At 71.7% G+C, this 17155-nt stretch carries 16 protein-coding genes; 3 read left to right on the forward strand and 13 right to left on the reverse strand.

Annotated elements, in window-relative coordinates:
* Window positions 1–69: 69 nt before the first annotated feature.
* The 10 genes from H490_RS21695 to truB form a co-directional block, all read right to left on the reverse strand.
* The gene (locus H490_RS21695; protein WP_017883548.1) at window positions 70–1743 is read right to left on the reverse strand and encodes a GerMN domain-containing protein; all 1674 of its coding nucleotides are present in this window, start codon (window positions 1741–1743) and stop codon (window positions 70–72) included.
* Entirely contained in the window at window positions 1740–3464 is a 1725-nt protein-coding gene (mtrB, locus tag H490_RS21700) for an MtrAB system histidine kinase MtrB (protein WP_238560315.1), read from the reverse strand. Before mtrB ends, H490_RS21695 begins: the two co-directional genes overlap by 4 nt.
* An 8-nt stretch (window positions 3465–3472) precedes the next feature.
* Complete coding sequence (mtrA, locus tag H490_RS21705; protein ID WP_017883550.1) at window positions 3473–4156, reverse strand: MtrAB system response regulator MtrA; 684 nt, start codon at window positions 4154–4156, stop codon at window positions 3473–3475.
* Between the two features lie 57 nt (window positions 4157–4213).
* The gene (locus H490_RS21710; protein ID WP_031289854.1) at window positions 4214–4651 is read right to left on the reverse strand and encodes a metallopeptidase family protein; all 438 of its coding nucleotides are present in this window, start codon (window positions 4649–4651) and stop codon (window positions 4214–4216) included.
* 108 nt (window positions 4652–4759) lie between these two features.
* On the reverse strand, window positions 4760–6157 hold the full coding sequence (locus H490_RS21715; protein ID WP_017883552.1) for a DUF5719 family protein: 1398 nt from the start codon (window positions 6155–6157) through the stop codon (window positions 4760–4762).
* The gene (locus H490_RS32635; protein WP_069187455.1) at window positions 6154–7347 is read right to left on the reverse strand and encodes a hypothetical protein; all 1194 of its coding nucleotides are present in this window, start codon (window positions 7345–7347) and stop codon (window positions 6154–6156) included. Before H490_RS32635 ends, H490_RS21715 begins: the two co-directional genes overlap by 4 nt.
* A gap of 17 nt (window positions 7348–7364) precedes the next feature.
* Complete coding sequence (locus tag H490_RS32640) at window positions 7365–9236, reverse strand: glycosyltransferase family 2 protein (RefSeq protein ID WP_069187456.1); 1872 nt, start codon at window positions 9234–9236, stop codon at window positions 7365–7367.
* A 162-nt stretch (window positions 9237–9398) separates the two neighbouring features.
* Window positions 9399–9707: a WhiB family transcriptional regulator gene (locus tag H490_RS21725; RefSeq protein ID WP_017883553.1), complete on the reverse strand. Its 309-nt coding sequence runs from the start codon at window positions 9705–9707 to the stop codon at window positions 9399–9401.
* A gap of 162 nt (window positions 9708–9869) precedes the next feature.
* Window positions 9870–10226 (reverse strand): hypothetical protein, encoded by a 357-nt coding sequence (locus H490_RS21730; protein WP_017883554.1) that lies wholly within the window; start codon window positions 10224–10226, stop codon window positions 9870–9872.
* A complete protein-coding gene (gene truB, locus H490_RS21735; RefSeq protein WP_051066159.1) occupies window positions 10223–11236 on the reverse strand; it encodes a tRNA pseudouridine(55) synthase TruB in 1014 nt (337 codons plus the stop codon). Before truB ends, H490_RS21730 begins: the two co-directional genes overlap by 4 nt.
* Before the next feature lie 218 nt (window positions 11237–11454).
* Between truB and H490_RS21740 the strand changes: the two genes are divergently transcribed.
* Window positions 11455–12339 (forward strand): A/G-specific adenine glycosylase, encoded by an 885-nt coding sequence (locus H490_RS21740; RefSeq protein ID WP_017883556.1) that lies wholly within the window; start codon window positions 11455–11457, stop codon window positions 12337–12339.
* A gap of 32 nt (window positions 12340–12371) precedes the next feature.
* Here the strand turns inward: H490_RS21740 and rbfA are convergent, their stop codons facing one another.
* Window positions 12372–12806, reverse strand: a complete 435-nt coding sequence (gene rbfA, locus H490_RS21745; protein WP_017883557.1) for a 30S ribosome-binding factor RbfA — start codon at window positions 12804–12806, stop codon at window positions 12372–12374.
* A gap of 146 nt (window positions 12807–12952) precedes the next feature.
* Between rbfA and H490_RS21750 the strand changes: the two genes are divergently transcribed.
* Both H490_RS21750 and H490_RS21755 read left to right on the forward strand, forming a co-directional pair.
* The gene (locus H490_RS21750; protein WP_017883558.1) at window positions 12953–13396 is read left to right on the forward strand and encodes a helix-turn-helix transcriptional regulator; all 444 of its coding nucleotides are present in this window, start codon (window positions 12953–12955) and stop codon (window positions 13394–13396) included.
* Between the two features lie 10 nt (window positions 13397–13406).
* Window positions 13407–13817 (forward strand): VOC family protein, encoded by a 411-nt coding sequence (locus H490_RS21755; RefSeq protein ID WP_031289857.1) that lies wholly within the window; start codon window positions 13407–13409, stop codon window positions 13815–13817.
* A gap of 119 nt (window positions 13818–13936) precedes the next feature.
* Here H490_RS21755 and infB read toward each other — a convergent pair whose 3' ends face one another.
* Complete coding sequence (gene infB, locus H490_RS21760) at window positions 13937–16648, reverse strand: translation initiation factor IF-2 (RefSeq protein WP_031289859.1); 2712 nt, start codon at window positions 16646–16648, stop codon at window positions 13937–13939.
* Between the two features lie 74 nt (window positions 16649–16722).
* Entirely contained in the window at window positions 16723–16980 is a 258-nt protein-coding gene (locus H490_RS31650; RefSeq protein WP_081611614.1) for a YlxR family protein, read from the reverse strand.
* Window positions 16981–17155: the final 175 nt, after the last annotated feature.

The raw sequence follows: 17155 nt of genomic DNA on the forward strand, positions 1-17155 counted from the left end.
CGATCCGCCGCATCCCTCGCCTGTGAGCGGAGCTCAGCCGCCCCCGGGCTCGGAGCCCGCCCGGGTGTCTCAGCCCCGTTTCGCCAGCAGCTTCACATTCTCGTCCAGGCGCTGCCATCCGCTGTTCTGCGCGGCGAAGAGGTCGCCGTTCTCGCCGAGCACCCGCAACTGGGTGCGGCTGCCCCCGCCCGAGACCTGCGCACCGCCGGGGATGGCGCCGCCCTGCTCCACGCTGAAGCGGCCGGGGCCGCCCACCGTGACCCGGCTGGTGCCGTCGGCCCGCGTCAGCGCCACGAACCCCGTCTGGCCGACCCAATCGAGGTCCACGGGCTCCCCTGCGGCCCACATCTGCACGTCGGCCTCCTCGCTCGTGGCGACGGGCGCGCCGTTCTCGTCGCGCACCACGCCGGCCACGAGCACCTGGCTGCCGGAGTCGCTGGGAACGAGGGCGGCGATCCTCGCCCCCTCCGGCGAGATGCGCACCGCCACGGGCTCCCGACCGGCCAGCCACGGTGCGGCGATCCACGCCGACGAGCCGTCGGCCCCCCACACCTGCAGCTGCTGAGCGGTCGATCTCTGCACGGTCCAGACGTAGCCGAAGACATCGACCCCCGGCTCGATCAGGCCGTCGCGGGCGTCGACGAGCACCCGCCCCGCCGCGTCGACTCGCGTCACGCCCTCGTCGTTCAGCACGGCCGCCGTCTCGCCGTCGAGCGAGAGCGTCACCGCGTCCGGGTCGTACCCCGGCAGGGTCTCGACGAACCCGGTGCTCTCCTTGAAGTCGCCCGCCATCAGCGTGCCGAAGCGGCCGTCGACCAGCACCGACGGCTCGTACACCTCGCTCAGCACGCCCGGCCCCGAGCCGTCGGCCGGAATCTGGGTCTGCACGCCGTCGACGTACAGGTCGAAGCCGTTGACGTCGGCCACCGTCTGCAGGCTCGTGCGCAGCTGCTGGTAGACCTCGGAGAGCGCGGTCTGACCGCCCTGCAGCAGCGTGCCGGTCAGGTCGATCCGCGCCTTGCCGTCGACCACCGGCACGGTGTTCGAGACGAGAGCCGTGCCGGACGGGAAGCCGCTGTGCACCGACTCGCGCAGACGATCCGAGGGGCCGGCGAGAAGCGCGCTCACGATCGCGGTCGGCAGCGAGGAGCGGTTCAGGAACCAGCGCGTGTCGGGCACGAGCATGCCGCCCGGTCCCACGAAGTACAGCTGCCTCGGCGACCAGATCGAGGTGAACGTGGTGCTGTCGAGGATGATGCCGGCGGGCGCCGACGAGATGCGCCACTCGCCGCCGACCTGTTCGAACTCGAACCGCATGTCGGTGGTCGGGCCCGGCTGCACCGGCAGCATGATACCGGTCTCGTCGACCTTCGCGACCGCGGCGAGCGAAAGCACGCCCGCCGTCTCGCCGTCGGCCCGGTACGGCCGGCTGCCGTCGTCGATGAGCACGCCGAGGTGCGGATCCCACTGGCCCGCGTACTCGGGCGCCAGGAACTCGCGCGCCACAGCGTAGTCCTCGGAGCTCGACGAGGCGGCCTCGACGAAGCCGCGCACCACGTCTTTCTGGCTGGCGCCCGGAGACGGGCCCGAAGGGATGTTCTGCCAGGTCTGATCGGCCTGCTGCAGATTGGTGAGGCCCGGCTGCACGGGCCCCGTCGAGGGGATCGCCGCGCAGCCGCTCAGCAGCAGCACCGCGGCGGCGAGCGCGGCCGCCGAGCGCCATCCGTTCGATCGCCGAGTCATCGCCGCTCCTTCCGAATGCGCCTGCCGGGCCGCCGCAGCCACCCGCCCGTCTTCTGAGGATCGCCGAGATCGGTCTCGACGTCGTCCGGCACGAGCGGCAGCGGCGACATGAAGCTCGTGATGGCGTCGCCCCGCGGCAGAGTGAGCCTGAAGTTCGATCCCTCCCCCGGCCTCGACCAGGCCTCGAGGATGCCGCCGTGCACCGCGGCGTCCTCCTGCGCGATCGCGAGCCCGAGGCCCGTGCCGCCGAGGGTGCGCTTGCGCGAGGGATCCGCGCGCCAGAACCGGTCGAACACGTGCTCGACGTCCTCGGGTCTCATGCCCACTCCCCAGTCGCGCACCGCGATCGAGATCGCTGCCGCGTTCGAGTCGATCGTCACCACGATCGGCCGCCCCTCGCCGTGCTCGATCGCGTTGCCGACGAGGTTCGACACGATGCGGCGGATGCGGCGGGCGTCGACCTCGACGGGCGCGTAGCCTCCCAGCGGGCGCACCTCGATGAGACTCTCCGACAGGGGCTGCAGCCCGTCGACGACCTCGTGCGCGAGCGAGACGAGATTGCTCGGCTCGGTGTCGAGGGTCACCCGCCCCGCGTCGTAGCGCGAGATCTCGAGCAGATCGCCGAGCAGCGACTCGAAGCGCTCCACCTGCGCGCCGAGCACCTCGACGGCGCGCTGCTGGCCGGGGCCGAGGCCCTCGGCGCCGCCCTGCAGCACCTCGCTCGCGAGCCTGATCGTGGTGAGCGGGGTGCGCAGCTCGTGCGACACGTCCGACACGAAGCGCTGCTGCATCTCCGAGAGGTGGTCGAGTTCGTGGATGCGGGCCTGCAGCGTGTCGGCCATGTCGTTGAAGCCGTCCGAGAGCGCGTCGAAGTGCTCGTCGTTCTGCCAGGGCATGCGGGCGTCGCTCTCGCCTGCCGCAAGGCGGCGGCTCGTGTCGGCGGCGGCGCGGATCGGTCGGAACACGATGCGTGACATGATCCACACCAGGATGCCGATGAACGCCATCATCGCCGCCGCGGTGATCAGCAGCGTGCGCTGCACGAAGCTCAATGTGTCCTGCGTGTCGGCGAGGTTGTAGCCGATGAAGAGGTCGTAGCTGCCCGCCTCGGCGGGGAACACGAGGGTGGATCCGACGACGATGCCCGCGGACTGCGAACCGTCGTCGCCGTGGAAGGTCACGGCCTGCCAGTGCTGGGGCGGGCTTCCGTCGCCGACGGCCCTGCTGAGGTCGGCGCTCACCGCCTCGCGCAGCATGACGCTCGTCGCCGCCGAGGGCGGCGCCTCGGGGTACGCGGGCTGCCCGGGCTGCCGGCGCAGATACACGAGCTGGCTCGCCGACGTGTCCTGCACGGTTCTGCGCACCGAGGCGGCGAGCTGCACGAGCCCGCCGCGATCCGAGGCATCGGAGGCGTCGATCTGGCGCTGCGCCGCGAGCGTGGCGCGCGCCGAATCCTGCAGGGCCTGATCTCGACGCGACGAGTAGAGATCATCGCTGATGCTCGTCAGGATGAACACGCCGGCCACGAAGATGATGAAGCCCGTCACCATGCCCGTGATGGTCATGGTGCGCAGCATGAGCGAGCGCCGCCAGCGCGCCCGGAAGGGGCCGAGCACCGGCTGCGTCAGCTTGACCCAGCGGAGTCGCAGGCGCCGCAGCGCGATCCCCGGGCGCGACCGTCCCCGGGGCGGTCGCCCCCGGTGCGCTCGGAGGGTGGGCACGGGCACCCCTATTCGACGGGCGCGCCCGCGCGGTAGCCGACGCCGCGCACGGTCGTGACGATGGTCGGGTGATCGGGATCCTGCTCGATCTTCGCCCGCAGCCGCTGCACGTGCACGTTGACGAGTCGGGTGTCGGCCTTGTACTGGTAGCCCCACACCTTCTCGAGCAGCACCTCGCGGGTGAACACCTGCTGGGGCTTGCGGGCGAGGATCGCGAGCAGGTCGAACTCGAGCGGGGTCAGCGGGATCGGCTGCGAGCCGCGGCGCACCTCGTGGGCCGAGACGTCGATCGTGAGGTCGCCGATGCGCAGCGTCTCGACCGCGTCCTGCTGCGGCTCGCGCAGGCGGGCGCGGATTCGGGCGATCAGCTCGGCCGGGTTGAAGGGCTTGACCACGTAGTCGTCGGCGCCGGCCTCGAGGCCCCTCACCACGTCGCGGGTGTCGGTGCGCGCGGTGAGCATGATGATGGGCGTGCCCGACTCGGCGCGGATCTTCTCGGCGACCTCGATGCCGTCGAGGCCGGGCAGCATCACGTCGAGCAGCACCAGGTCGGGGCGCATCTCGCGGAACTTCTCGACCGCTTCGGCGCCGTCGACCGAGAACTCCGTGACGAAGCCCTCGCCCTGCAGCACCATGCCGAGCATCTCGGCCAGGGCCCTGTCATCGTCAACCACCAGGATGCGCGCGCTCATGTTTCCCATTATGGCTGCTCAGGCTCCCAGTCGCCGGATTGCGGCGACGCCCGCTGTTCAGTAGTGGTCGAAGCGGCCCGGCAGCAGCTCCCAGGGCTCGCGCCCGAGGTACTCGCAGACCGCCTGGTACACGCAGTGCTCCACGAAGTAGCGCCGGTGCTCGTCGTCCTCGACGTGCAGCCCGCGCGCCCGCTGGATCGGCATGCGGTACATGATGATCGTGCGCGCCCCCCGGTCGATCGAGTAGAAGAGCGGGAACCGGCTCTCGCCGCGGCCGGTGGGCGCCGTCTGAAAGCCGATCTGCACCCCGCGCAGCTCGTCGGGGAACTGCGACTGCAGCAGCTCGACCGCGCCTCGCGCATCGATCTCGAAGCGCAGCGCGCGGGCGTTCGGATCGGCCAGACCGGGGCCGGTGAGCGAAGAGCGCATCGACCGCCGCCCGTGGCGTCGCTGCACCCGCTCGGGGGCTGAGGGCTTGCGCTCGCGACGGAACATGAGCCCAGTCTACGCGTGGGCGCACGCCTCGCCGCGCGCCGCGGCCCCGCCCCATCCCAGGCGCGGCGATCGCCTCCCACGACGTATGACCCGGCGGAAGGCGATCGGCTAGCGGGTGTAGACCGTGATCTCGCCGTCGCGGGGGTCCGGGGCGAGGATCGGGTAGCCCGCGATCGTTCCGCCGCTCACATAGCGCACGCCCGCGTGCACGGGCACCGAGCTCGTGAGTCGCGCCTCTGCCGGGGCGCGCACCACGGCGGCCGCCCCGGCCGGCAGCTTCTGCTCGCGGGGCTTGCCGCTGCCGTCGGCGCTCTCGATCACGAGCTCAGCCTCCTCAGAACCGGGGTTGACGACCACCAGCTGCCCGCCGCCCACAACGGGGACCGCTACAGGCAGATCGGCAGTCGTGGTCGGCGCGGGCGCGAACCACTCATAGTCGTGCCCGTCCTCGTCGGTCGCCGAGCCGAGCGCGGCCGCGACGACCGGAGCATCGGCCTCGACGATCACCGCTTCGGCCTCCTCGGGCCAGTGCGGCACGACCAGCTCGCCGACCGCCGAATCGGCGAGTGCGATCTCGCCGAGGTCGACGCTGCGGCCATCCGCATCGACGGCGCGCACGCGGGCGGCGCCCTCCTCGCCCGCCGGTGCGAGCGCGCGCACCACCACGGGGAAGTCGTCGCCCTCGCCCGAGTCGCTCGGGCCGTGCCCGTGGTCGCTCCGGTTGGCGACGCCCGGCAGCACCAGCTGGGTCTCGGGCTCGAGCTGACGGGTCACCGACGACACGGCGAAGGGCGAGATGCCCGACGTCTGCCCCACTCCGAGGCTCGCGGTGACCGGCGCGCCCGTGCTGATGACGCGCACGGCGAGCCGCTCGCGCTCCGGGGCGTAGCCGTTCAGCGAGACGGTCTGCTCGGCACCGGCGGCGACGAGCACGCCCGCCGTCTGCACGGCGTCGACGGGCCCGGCCTCGTCGTAGACGCTGATCTGCACGGTGGCCGGCACCGATCCGGGGTTGCCCAGGCTGAGCGTCGTGGAGACGCCCAGGGCGGTCGAACCGCCCAGCAGCCACTGTTCGTTCAGCGGTTCGGCGCAGGCGCTCGCGGCCGCGCCGCTCAGACCCTCGGTGCTCACGGCCTGAATCTGCGCGGCCCCGATCAGCTCCTCCACGGGGGCCGACAGCACGAGGGGCGGCGACTCGCCGCCCTCGGCCCGCTCGAGGCCCCTCGTCTCGGCGGGCTCCCCGGAGATCACGACACCGGGTGACCCCGTGGGCACGGCGACGCCGGGCCGTGCGGGGTCGGCTCCCAGCTCGGCGAAGGGGCCGGCGCAGACCAGGTTGCGGGCGGTGTTCTGGGCGCTGTCGACGGTCACCGCGACGGGCTCCCGCTCGACGCCGGGCAGCTCGACCTGACCGAGCAGCAGCACCGCCGAGGCGCACACGCCCACCACCACGAGACCGGTCGCGGCTCGGGCGCCGCCGCGCAGCATGCGGGAACGATCGCTCATCGCGGGCCTCCGTTCTCGGGGTGCTCGGGGCTGTCGGCCTCGGGCGCGGGATGCCCAGCTCGGGGGCGCTCGGGTGCGGGATGCTCGGGGTCGGGGTGTTCGGACGCGGGCAGCCAGCGGGCTGCGGATGCCGTGTCCTCGCTCCCGTGCCGGGCGCCGGGGTCGGGATCGCTCGGCGCCGCCTCCGACGGGGCCTCCGTCGGAGCGCCCGGTGCGCCCGGGAGCACCGGGGCAGCGCCCGCCGCCGTTCCCGGGGCTGCGGGCGCAGACGTCCCCGCCCGCTTCACGGCTCGCCGGCTCGGCCGCTTGCGCCGCTCGGGACGGTAGGTCACCTCACCGGTCGGCAGCGCGAGCAGCACCATCCCGAGCAGCACGACGAGCTGGATGCCCCAGATCGTCTGCCCCGTCAGCGAGGTGCCGCCGAGCCTCGTACCCGCGTCGCCCTGAGCATCGGAGACGGATTCGGGATCCGCGACCCGCCACAGCAGCCCCTGCTCGGTCAGGCCCGCGCTCGCGAGCGAGGCGTGCTGGTCGAACACGCGCTGCAGCTCGGCCCGCTCGAGGTCGCTGCCGCCGTTCACGAGCAGCACGAAACCGATGCCCTCGTCCTGCAGCCGCTCGCGCATATCGGGGCCGCCGACGCTGGCGAGCCCGCCGACCACCTCGGCAAGGTCGCGATCGGCCGCCGTCTCCTCGGGCGAGGCGAGCGACGAGCGGATGCGGTCGAGGCGCGACCCGCTGCCCGTCACCAGCTCGGCGCGCACGCTGTGGGCCGCCTCGGGGGTGAGCACGAGGGTGCGCACGTCGGGATCGCTCTCGCCCGCGGCCTGCACGAGCGCGGGCATCTGGGCGCTGGCGGGCACGAAGGGCACACGATTCAACAGCAGGTTGCCGGCGACGGGCACCACCGCGAGCACCGCCGCCACGAGACCCACCGCCACCACGGGTGCGGCGCCGCGCCGAAGCGTGGTGGCTCCCATCGCCGCGAGGCTCAGCACCGCGATCCAGTACACGGCCAGCCCCGAACCGGTCCACACGGCGACGCTCTGATCGCCCGTGACGGTGAGGTGCAGCTGCGCCGCCGCGATCGCGGTCGCCATGCCCAGACCACCCAGCACCGAGTTCAGCACGGTGATGGCGACGCGGCCCGTGAAGAGCCCGAGCAGGGCGAGCAGAGCGATGGGCGCCATGATTTTCGACGGATTTTTCACACCGGGATGNTGGCGGGCGGCCCGCCGAGACCGATCCCGTCGAGGATGCCGGCCCACCCCTCGAGTCCGAACTCGGGGAAGCCGAGCAGCAGGTGCCAGGTGGTGCCCGCGTCGAAGGGGGCGACCACACCCGGGTCGCGCAGCAGATCGAGCGGGCGGCCGTTCACGAGCGCGTAGACGATCTTCGGGGCGAACAGCACCGCCGGCATGAGCGCCGTGGTGAGCACGCGCGCCGCGCCACGCAGAGTCGTGAAGAGCCCCACCACCACCAGCACGAGCGCGGCGGGGATCAGGATCGGAGCCGCGGCGAGGGCGACGGCGGCGAGCAGCGACGCGGTGCCGGCCCAGCTCCACGACTCGCGGCAGCGGGTCGCCGCGAGCAGCAGCCACGGCAGCACGATCGCGAGCACGAGGGTGGGCAGCCGCCCCGCATCGAGCGAGCCGAGCAGCACGGGGCTTAGGGCGAAGCCGAGGCTCAGCAGCACGCGCGCGGCGCGCGACTCGGTGAGCTGGGCGGCCCAGATCCAGGCCCCGAGCGCGGTGAGCGGGATCGCCGCGATCATGAGCAGCACGAGCGCGTGCGAGGGGTTCCAGAAGGTGAGCGTGCCGAGCAGCGCGAGCACCCAGGTGAACGGGTCGGCGGGCACGCCGCCGAGGGGCCGGGTGTTCCACCACAGCTGGTCGATCTCGCTCAGGGGCGCGAGACCGCCCCCGGCCAGGCTGGTCTGCGGGAAGGCCCACCAGGTGAGGGCGATCGCGGCGACCGCCGCCGCCGCGAGCACCGCGAGCCCGCCGCTCGAGATGAAGTGCAGCTCGCGCCTCTGCCGGCCGGAGGACGCGAGGATCGCCTCGCGGTCGATCATGCGGGCGGTGCGCACGCTCTTCGGATCGATCCTGAGCTGCCGGATCGCGGGCCACCCGGCCGAGGAGTGCCTGCGGATGCGGCGCCGCGACGCGACGATCGAGTGCGGGCGGAAGAAGACGGCGAACGCGGCCACGAACTCGCCCAGCATGTAACCGGGCTGCTCGCGGATCAGCGCCCACAGCACCCGCAGCACCGCGTAGACGGGCAGCCCGAGCCACTCGAAGAACGCGACCGGCGCGGGGGCGTACGAGATGCGGCGGTGCAGCTGCGAGGTGCGCGCCTGACGGTGCGCGGCGCGCAGCACCGAGCGGCGGCGGTCGAGGTGGGGGCCGGCCACGCCGCTCTGCGCGAAGCGCACTCGAGAGGCCGGGGCGACCTCGACGCGGTGACCGGCGAGGCGGGCGCGCACGCAGAAGTCGAGCCCGTCGTCGTACACGGGCAGCGCGGGATCGAAGCCGCCGAGCTGCTCCCAGACGTCGCGGCGCACGAGCATGCCGACGGGGCCCACGCCCAGCACGTCCTGCATGTGGTCGTACTGCTGCTGATCGAGCTCCTGCCGACGCAGCGTCCACCGCGAGCCGTAGCGCGTGAGGCTCTGGCCGAGCTCGATGATGCGCTCGGGGTGGTCCCAGTCGACGAGCTTCGGCCCGGCCACCACCACGGAGGGCGCGCGCTGCACACTGCTGAGGATGTGCTCGAGCGCCTGCGGTTCTGGGCAGGCGTCCTCGCTGAGCAGCCAGATCCAGTCGTCGACGCCGGCCTCGAGCGGCACGGTCTGCACGCCGCGCGCGACAGCCTGCCCGAACGGGAGCCGCGATGAGAGGCCGACCACCCGCTCGGCGCCGCTGTGCATGAGCTGCTCGCCGACCCGCTGCGCGCCCCCGTTGTTCACGGCGACGATCGCGGCCGGCGCCACGGTCTGGCCCGCGATCCCGGCGATGGTCTGGTCGAGCCACTCTCCGCCCCGCTGGGCGACCAGAATGGCGGTTACTCTCGTACGCATATCGCGCTCAGTCTAGGCGCGGATCGCCATCGCTCCCTGACGCCATGCCCGGCACGGCACTAAAAGCAGCAGCCGTCGTCGCATCCCGCGAAAGCCCCCGCTCCCGGCGGCATGAAGAAAGAACCGAGCGAGCGACTCGATCCCGTGCGTCGGCGAGTGGGCTCAGCCGGCTTCGCGGCGCAGCTTGCGGCGCTCGCGCTCGGAGAGGCCGCCCCAGATGCCGAAGCGCTCGTCGTTCTCGAGCGCGTAGTCGAGGCACTCCGAGCGCACCTCGCAGCTCTCGCAGATGCGCTTCGCCTCGCGGGTCGAGCCGCCCTTCTCGGGGAAGAAGGCCTCGGGGTCGGTCTGCGCGCAGAGGGCGTCGGTCTGCCAGGCGAGCAGTTCGTCGTCGCTGCGAACCCCCGGCACGCCGAGGAACACGGGATCTACGAACCAGTTTCCCGGAACGGGGGTCTGCGACTGATCCGACACTGCCGCTCCTTTCCTCTGCTCCGAGCACCGAGTGTGCGCTGATACCTCACAATTACATCGGTGTGATTCGTTCAAGTCAAGCCGGGAAGTTTAAACCCTCAAGAACCGCTTGAGGGTCGAAGACACGCCAGCGTGTCGCAAATGTGCCTCGTCGGGCAAGCCCTAACCCCAGATCACGAGCATCCGGTAGACCATCACCGCGACCGCCAGGTGCACGACCGAGAGCACCAGATTGGCCCAGCGGGTGCGATCCACCAGCGCCCAGAAGCCCGCGCCAGGGGGCAGCAGGAACGCGACGACGAGGTACATCCAGAACTCGAGCGGGTCGCCCGTCGCCGAATTGCCGGTGAACGGAGCGACGATCGAGATCACGATCTGAACGAGCAGCAGCAGCGCGACGAGCAGCGTGGCGCCCATCGTGAAGTCGTCCGGGCCCCGCTTGCGCAGGGCCGCGATCAGGCACAGCGATGCGCCCGCGAGCGCGACCACGATGATGACGACGGCGTACCAGAGGATCATGCCGAGCCCTCCCCTTCCCGAACGCCGCCCGGCGCGCCCGCGTCGGGCGTGGGGAAGTTCGTCACGACCCGCGTGCGCCCCTGCTTCACCTCGACCAGGCCCACCAGACGCCCGTCGGGCGCTACGGCCGCGGCGAGCTTCGCATCGGGCTGCGTCTCGGGATCCACCTCCACCCGCTTGCCGTGCCCCAGGTCGACGGCCTGCTCGGCGGTCAGCCGCAGCTCGGGAAACAGCGCCGTCGCCACTTCGGCGGGCTCGGCGAGCGCGCCGATCCGCCCCTCCACCAGCTGCTCCGTGGACGTGACGCCCATCACCGAGAAGGGCCCGACCTCGGTGCGCCGCAGCCCCGTGAGGTGGCCGCCCACGCCGAGCGCGGAGCCCAGGTCGCGGGCGAGCGCCCTGATGTAGGTGCCCGACGAGCACTGCACGGTGGCCTCGATGTCGATCACCGGGTGCTCCGCGCCGTCCGCGCCCATCGCGACGCCGGGGCGCGACTCGCCGAGCTCGAACGCGTGGACCGTCACCGGGCGCTTCCGCAGCTCGACCTGCTCGCCCGCCCGCACCCGGTCGTAGGCGCGGCGTCCGTCGACTTTGATCGCGCTCACGGCGCTCGGCGCCTGCTCGATCTCGCCGGTGAGATCGGCCACGGCAGCCGCGATGCGGGCCGGATCGGCCGCGAGCGACACCACCGCCCCGGGATCGGCGATGCTCAGCGTCTCCCCCTCGCGATCGTCGGTGACCGTCGCGGACCCGAGACGGATCGTCGCCGTGTAGGTCTTGTCGAGGCCGACCAGGTGGGTGAGCAGCCGGGTCGCGGGGCCCGCGCCGAGCACCAGCAGCCCCGTCGCCATCGGGTCGAGCGTGCCCGCGTGCCCCACCTTGCGCGTGCCGAGCGCCCGACGCGCCTTCGCGACGACGTCGTGGCTCGTCCACCCCTCCGCCTTGTCGATCAGCAGGATCGCGCCCTGCGGGGGCAGCACGGCGGGAGCACTCCGGGGGTCGTTCGTCACGCCACCAGCCTACCGAGGGGCGCGCCCCGCCCCTGACCCATCCCGCACCCGGCCGATCCGCCCAGCTTTCTCCTCCCGAGCAGGCCGTTTCGCGGCGTCTTCATGAGACGAGGCCGGGCCGATCCAATCGCCGGGCTTCGCGGGGAGTGCCTTCGGCCCACCCTGCGAGGGAGCGTCCTCGCGTCCGGCCTCGGGCGGCGCCTCGCTAGGCTGAGCGGGTGGACACAACAGCGATCGCGCGCGAGCTGAACGCCTGGTACGCGCGCACCGCGCGAGACCTGCCCTGGCGCGCCGAGGACGCGACGCCGTGGGCCATCCTCGTCTCCGAGTTCATGCTGCAGCAGACCCAGGTCGAGCGGGTGCTGCCGCGGTGGACGGCGTGGATCGAGCGCTGGCCCGCCCCCTCGGCTCTCGCCGCGGAGGAGCCGGGTGAGGCGGTGCGCGCGTGGGATCGCCTCGGCTACCCCCGCCGCGCACTGTGGCTGCACCGGGCCGCCGTCGAGATCGCGCAGCAGCACGGCGACCGCGTGCCGGCGGACGTCGAGCAGCTGCTCGCCCTCACCGGCATCGGCCCCTACACGGCGCGCGCCGTCGCCGCCTTCGCCTTCGGCGAGCGCCACCCCGTGGTCGACACCAACACGCGGCGCGTGCTCGCCAGACTGCTGCACGGAACGGCCGCCGCCGGCATGCCCTCCCCGCGCGACCTCGTCGACATGGAGCTGCTGCTGCCCGACGACCCCGCCGAGGCCGCCGTCTTCAACGCCGCCGCGATGGAGCTCGGCGCGGTCGTCTGCACCGCCCGCGCGCCCCGCTGCGATGCATGCCCCGTCGCGCAGTGGTGCGAGTGGCGGGGCGCCGGATACCCCGATAACGCGCCCGCCAAACGGCCGCGCCAGGCGAAGTTCGAGGGGAGCGACCGTCAGGTGCGCGGTCGGATTATGGCGCTGCTGCGCAGAGCGGACGCCCCGGTCTCGGTCGAGGACGTCCTCGCGGCGGCGGCCGAGGGCGGGGTGCGCGATCCCGAACAGCCCCGCCGCGCTTACGACTCGCTCATCGCCGACGGGCTCGTGGTCGAGTTCGGGGGCGGCGTGCGTCTGCCCTGATCCCGACCGCGGAAGAGCGAGGCCGCCTCAGCTCAGTCGTCCTCGTCGTCCTCGCGGGGCTTCACGTACGGGTCGGCCTCACCCGCGTACTTCGCGCCGGCCGCGAGCGCCGCCGCCTCCTCGTCGCGCCGCTTCGCCTCGGCCAGCAGCTCGTTGAGGTGCTGCGCGCTCTCGGGCAGCTCGTCGTGGATGAACTCGAGGCTCGGGGTGAGTCGCGTGCCGAGCTGCTTGCCCACCTCGGTGCGCAGCATGCCCGTGGCGGCCTTCAGGGCCGCCGCCGAGTCCGCCTGCTCCTGCTCGTCGCCGTAGACCGTGTAGAACACGCTCGCCTGCTGCAGATCGCCCGTCACGCGCACATCGGTGATGGTGACGAAGCCGAGACGCGGATCCCGCAGCCCCTTCTCCAGCCTGCGCGCGATGATCTGTTGGATGCGCTCTGCCACCTTGCCGGCCCTGGGATTGCTCATGCCCCAAGCCTACCGCCAGCCTCCGACAGGGAGCGCACCGCGACGCCCCCTCCGCGGCGAGCTCGCGCTCGCGCCTCCCTCGTCATGGCTCCAATCCCTCCTCCAAGGGATCGCGTAGACCGCCCTCGATCCGGGAAGATGGACCCGTGAGCAGAGCGAACGACGAGGATCGGCGACTGCACGACCTCACGCTGCTGAGGAGGGTGCGGGATCGCATCGACCGCGAATACGCGAGCCCGCTCGACGTCGAATCGCTCGCGCGTGGCGTCGGATTCTCGGCGGGTCACCTGAGCCGCGAGTTCAAAGCGGCCTACGGTGAATCCCCCTACAGCTACCTCATGACCCGCCGCATCGAGCGCGCCATGACCCTGCTGCGGCGCGGAGACCTCAGCGTCACCGACGTGTGCTTCGCCGTCGGCTACGGCTCCCTCGGCACGTTCACCACCCGATTCACCGAGCTCGTGGGCATGCCGCCCGGGCGATACCGGCGCGAGGGCGGCCCGCCCCTCACCGGGCTGCCCGGCATCATCACCATGCGGGCCACGAAACCGGTCAGGAATCGAGAAGTCTCGCGCCCGACCGGCGAGTAGCGTGACCGGCATGAAGATCAACATTCACGTCACGTTCCTGCCCCACACCGATCCCGAGGCCTCCCTCGCGTTCTACCGCGACGTGCTCGGATTCGAAGTCCGCAACGACGTCGGATACGAGGACATGCGGTGGATCACAGTCGGCCCCGCCGGCCAGCCCGACACCTCGATCGTGCTCACGCCGCCCGCCATCGACCCCGGCCTCACCGACGACGAGCGCCGCGTGGTGCGCGAGCTGGTCGCCAAGGGCGCCTACGCCTCGATCGTCTTCGCCGCCGATGAGCTGCAGCAGCTGTTCGAGAAGGTCGAGGCGTCGGGCGTCGACGTGCTCCAGGAGCCCATGGACCAGGACTGGGGCACCCGAGACTTCGCGTTCCGCGACCCGGCCGGCAACACCGTCCGCGTGCAGCAGCTGGGCTGAGCGAGGGCGCCCGTCCGAACGACGCAGGATCCACTGCGCGGCGGGCGCAACGGAGAAGGAGGCGGGGAGCATCGGCGCAGTGCCGATCCTCCCCACCCCCTTCTCGCGGGAACCGCTCGCTACGCGCGCGGCTTCTCCACCATCTCAGTGGTCTCGATCTCGTCGCCGATCTGGATGTCGTTGTACTTGCCGAGGCCGATACCGGCCTCGAAGTCCGTCTTCACCTCGGTGACGTCGTCCTTGAAGCGGCGCAGCGACTCGATGGCGAGGCCATCGGCGATCACGACGCCCTCGCGGATCACGCGCGCCTTCGCGTTGCGCGTGATCGTACCGCTGCGCACGATGACACCCGCGATGTTGCCGAACTTCGAGGAGCGGAACACCTCGCGGATCTCGGCGACACCCGACTGGACCTCTTCGTACTCGGGCTTGAGCAGGCCCTTGAGCGAGTTCTCGATGTCGTCCAGCGCGTTGTAGATGACGTTGTAGAAGCGGATGTCGATGCCCTCGCGCGCGGCGCGCTCGCGAGCCTTGACGTCCGGCCGCACGTTGAAGCCGAGCACGATCGCGTTGTCGATCGTCGCCAGGTCCACGTCCGACTCGGTGATCGCGCCGACACCGCGGTGCAGAATGCGCAGCTGCACCGACTCGTCGACCTCGATCTTCATGAGCGACTCCTCGAGCGCCTCCACGGCACCCGACACGTCGCCCTTGATGATGAGGTTGAGCGACTCGACCTTGCCGTCCTCGAGGGCCTTCGTGAAGTCCTCGAGGCTGATGCGCTTACGAGCCTTGGCCAGCTGGGCGTTGCGCTCAGCCGCCTCGCGCTTCTCGGCGATCTGACGGGCGGTGCGGTCCTCGGAGGTGACGATGAAGTTGTCACCGGCGCGCGGCACGCTCGACAGGCCCTGCACCTGCACGGGGCGCGAGGGCAGCGCCTCGACCACGGCATCGCCGTTCTCGTCGCTCATCGCACGCACACGACCGTAGGCGGTGCCCGCCACGATCGCGTCGCCGACGCGCAGCGTACCCGACTGGATGAGCACGGTCGCGACCGAGCCGCGCCCCTTGTCGAGCTTCGCCTCGATCGCGACGCCTCGCGCGTCCTTGTCGGGGTTCGCGCGCAGGTCGAGGCCCGCGTCGGCGGTGAGCAGCACGGCGTCGAGCAGATCGGTGATGCCGATGTTGTTCTTCGCCGAGACATCGACGAACATCACGTCGCCGCCCCACTCCTCGGCCACGAGGCCGAACTCGGTGAGCTGCTGGCGCACCTTGTCGGGGCTCGCCCCCTCCTTGTCGATCTTGTTCACCGCGACCACGATCGGCACGTTCGCCGACTGCGCGTGGTTCAGAGCCTCGATCGTCTGGGGCATGATGCCGTCGTCGGCCGCGACCACGAGGATCGCGATGTCGGTCACCTGCGCACCACGGGCGCGCATGGCGGTGAACGCCTCGTGACCCGGGGTATCGATGAAGGTCAGCGCGCGATCGATGCCGTCGTGCATGGTGTGCACCTGGTAGGCGCCGATGTGCTGCGTGATGCCGCCGGCCTCTCCGCCGCCCACGTCCGCCTTGCGGATCGCGTCGAGCAGACGGGTCTTGCCGTGATCGACGTGACCCATGACGGTGACCACCGGGGGCCGCGCCTGCAGCACCTCGTCGCCCTCATCCTCGAGCTCGCCCTCAATGTCGATGTCGAAGCCTTCGAGCAGCTCGCGATCCTCGTCCTCGGGCGAGACGATCTGGATCTTGTAGCCCAGCTCGTCACCGAGGATCTCGAAGGTCGCCTCGTCGAGCGACTCCGTGGCGGTCGCCATCTCACCGAGGTGGAAGAGGATCGTCACGAGGTTCGACGCACTCGTATCGATCTTGTCGGCGAAGTCGGAGAGCGATGCACCGCGACGCAGACGAATCGGCGTGTTGCCGTCGCCGCGAGGAACCTGCACGCCGCCGATCGACGGCGCCTGCCGCATCTCGAACTCTTGCCGCTTCGCCCGCTTCGACTTGCGCGCCTTGCTCTTGGAGCCGCCGCGACCGAACGCACCCGCGGTGCCGGCGCCGCGACCACCGCGACCGCGACCGGCGAAGCCGCCGCCGGGACGGGGACCGCCGAAGCCGGTGCCGGGGCCGGTGCCGCCGCCGGGACGGTTGAAGCCGCCACCGCCGCCGCCCGGGCGTCCGCCGCCCGGACGGCCTGCGCCGCCGGGACGACCCGCGCCTGCGCCGGCACCTGCGCCCTGCGGGCGCGGAGCGGGCCGGGGGATGTTTCCGGGGTTGGGGCGGCCGGTGCCGCCGCTATTCATGCCCTGGTTGGGCGAGAACGGGTTGTTGCCCGGGCGGGGCGGGCGCGGGATGCCCATGCCCTGGCTCGACGCGAACGGGTTGTTGCCGGGACGGGGGCCCGCGGGCTTGGGGGCGGGCTTGGCGCCCGCCTTGGGCGCAGCAGCCGGCTTCGCACCGGGCTTCGGCGAGCTGCCCGGCGTCGGAGCAGCCGCAGCGCTCGACTTCGGGGCGGCCTCGGCCTTCGGCGCCGCGGACTTCTTCGACTCCTCGGCAGCGGGAGCCTCGGGCTCCTCAGCCTTCGGAGCCGGCTTCGGGCCGGGCTTCGGCGCGGCGGGCTTCTTGGCGGCGGGCTTCGGCTCCGTCGCACCGTCGTTCTTCTTGGTCACGCCATCCGCCTCGAGGGCGGCTTTGACCTTGCGCGCCACCGGGGGCGCGATAGCGGACGAGGGCGCCTTGACGAACTCGCCCATCTCCTTCAGCTTGGCCAGCACGACCTTGCTATCCACACCGATCTCAGTAGCGATCTCGTGTACGCGTGGGTTTGCCACTTTTCTCCTGTCTGGGTTCACGCCAGACAGGCGAGAACCTTGGTTATCGGACGGGCCTCATTGTGAGCCGCTCATTAGTTGTCCATGAGTGTTTTCAGCCTGTTCTCTAAGGGGCCGGTGTCAGGCTTGCCCGACACCTTCAATGCACGCGGAAAAGCTCCGCGAGACACCGCTCGTTCCAGACACTGCGCCGTGGGATGCACCCAGGCTCCCCGCCCGGGAAGCACCGCACGATCATCGGCAATGAGCCGGTCATCGTGCAGCACTACACGCAGCAGTTCTGCGCGCGACGCACGCTTGCGACACGCGACACAGGTCCGAACCGAATCCATCTTACCAGCTTCCCACTTCTCGCTCTCCTTCGGTGCTGCGCTCACAGCGATCCCCGGGCTCTCCCCGCGTGTCGGCGCACGCGGGGAGAGCCCGGGGGTCCCGTGCAGGACCGGGGCTCGGCCTCGAACGAAACTCGGTCGTTCATGATGCGGCGCAGTGGCGCCGCCGCGGATC

It is taken from the genome of Leucobacter sp. UCD-THU, assembly GCF_000349545.1.
GTDB classification, from domain to species: Bacteria; Actinomycetota; Actinomycetes; order Actinomycetales; family Microbacteriaceae; genus Leucobacter; species Leucobacter muris.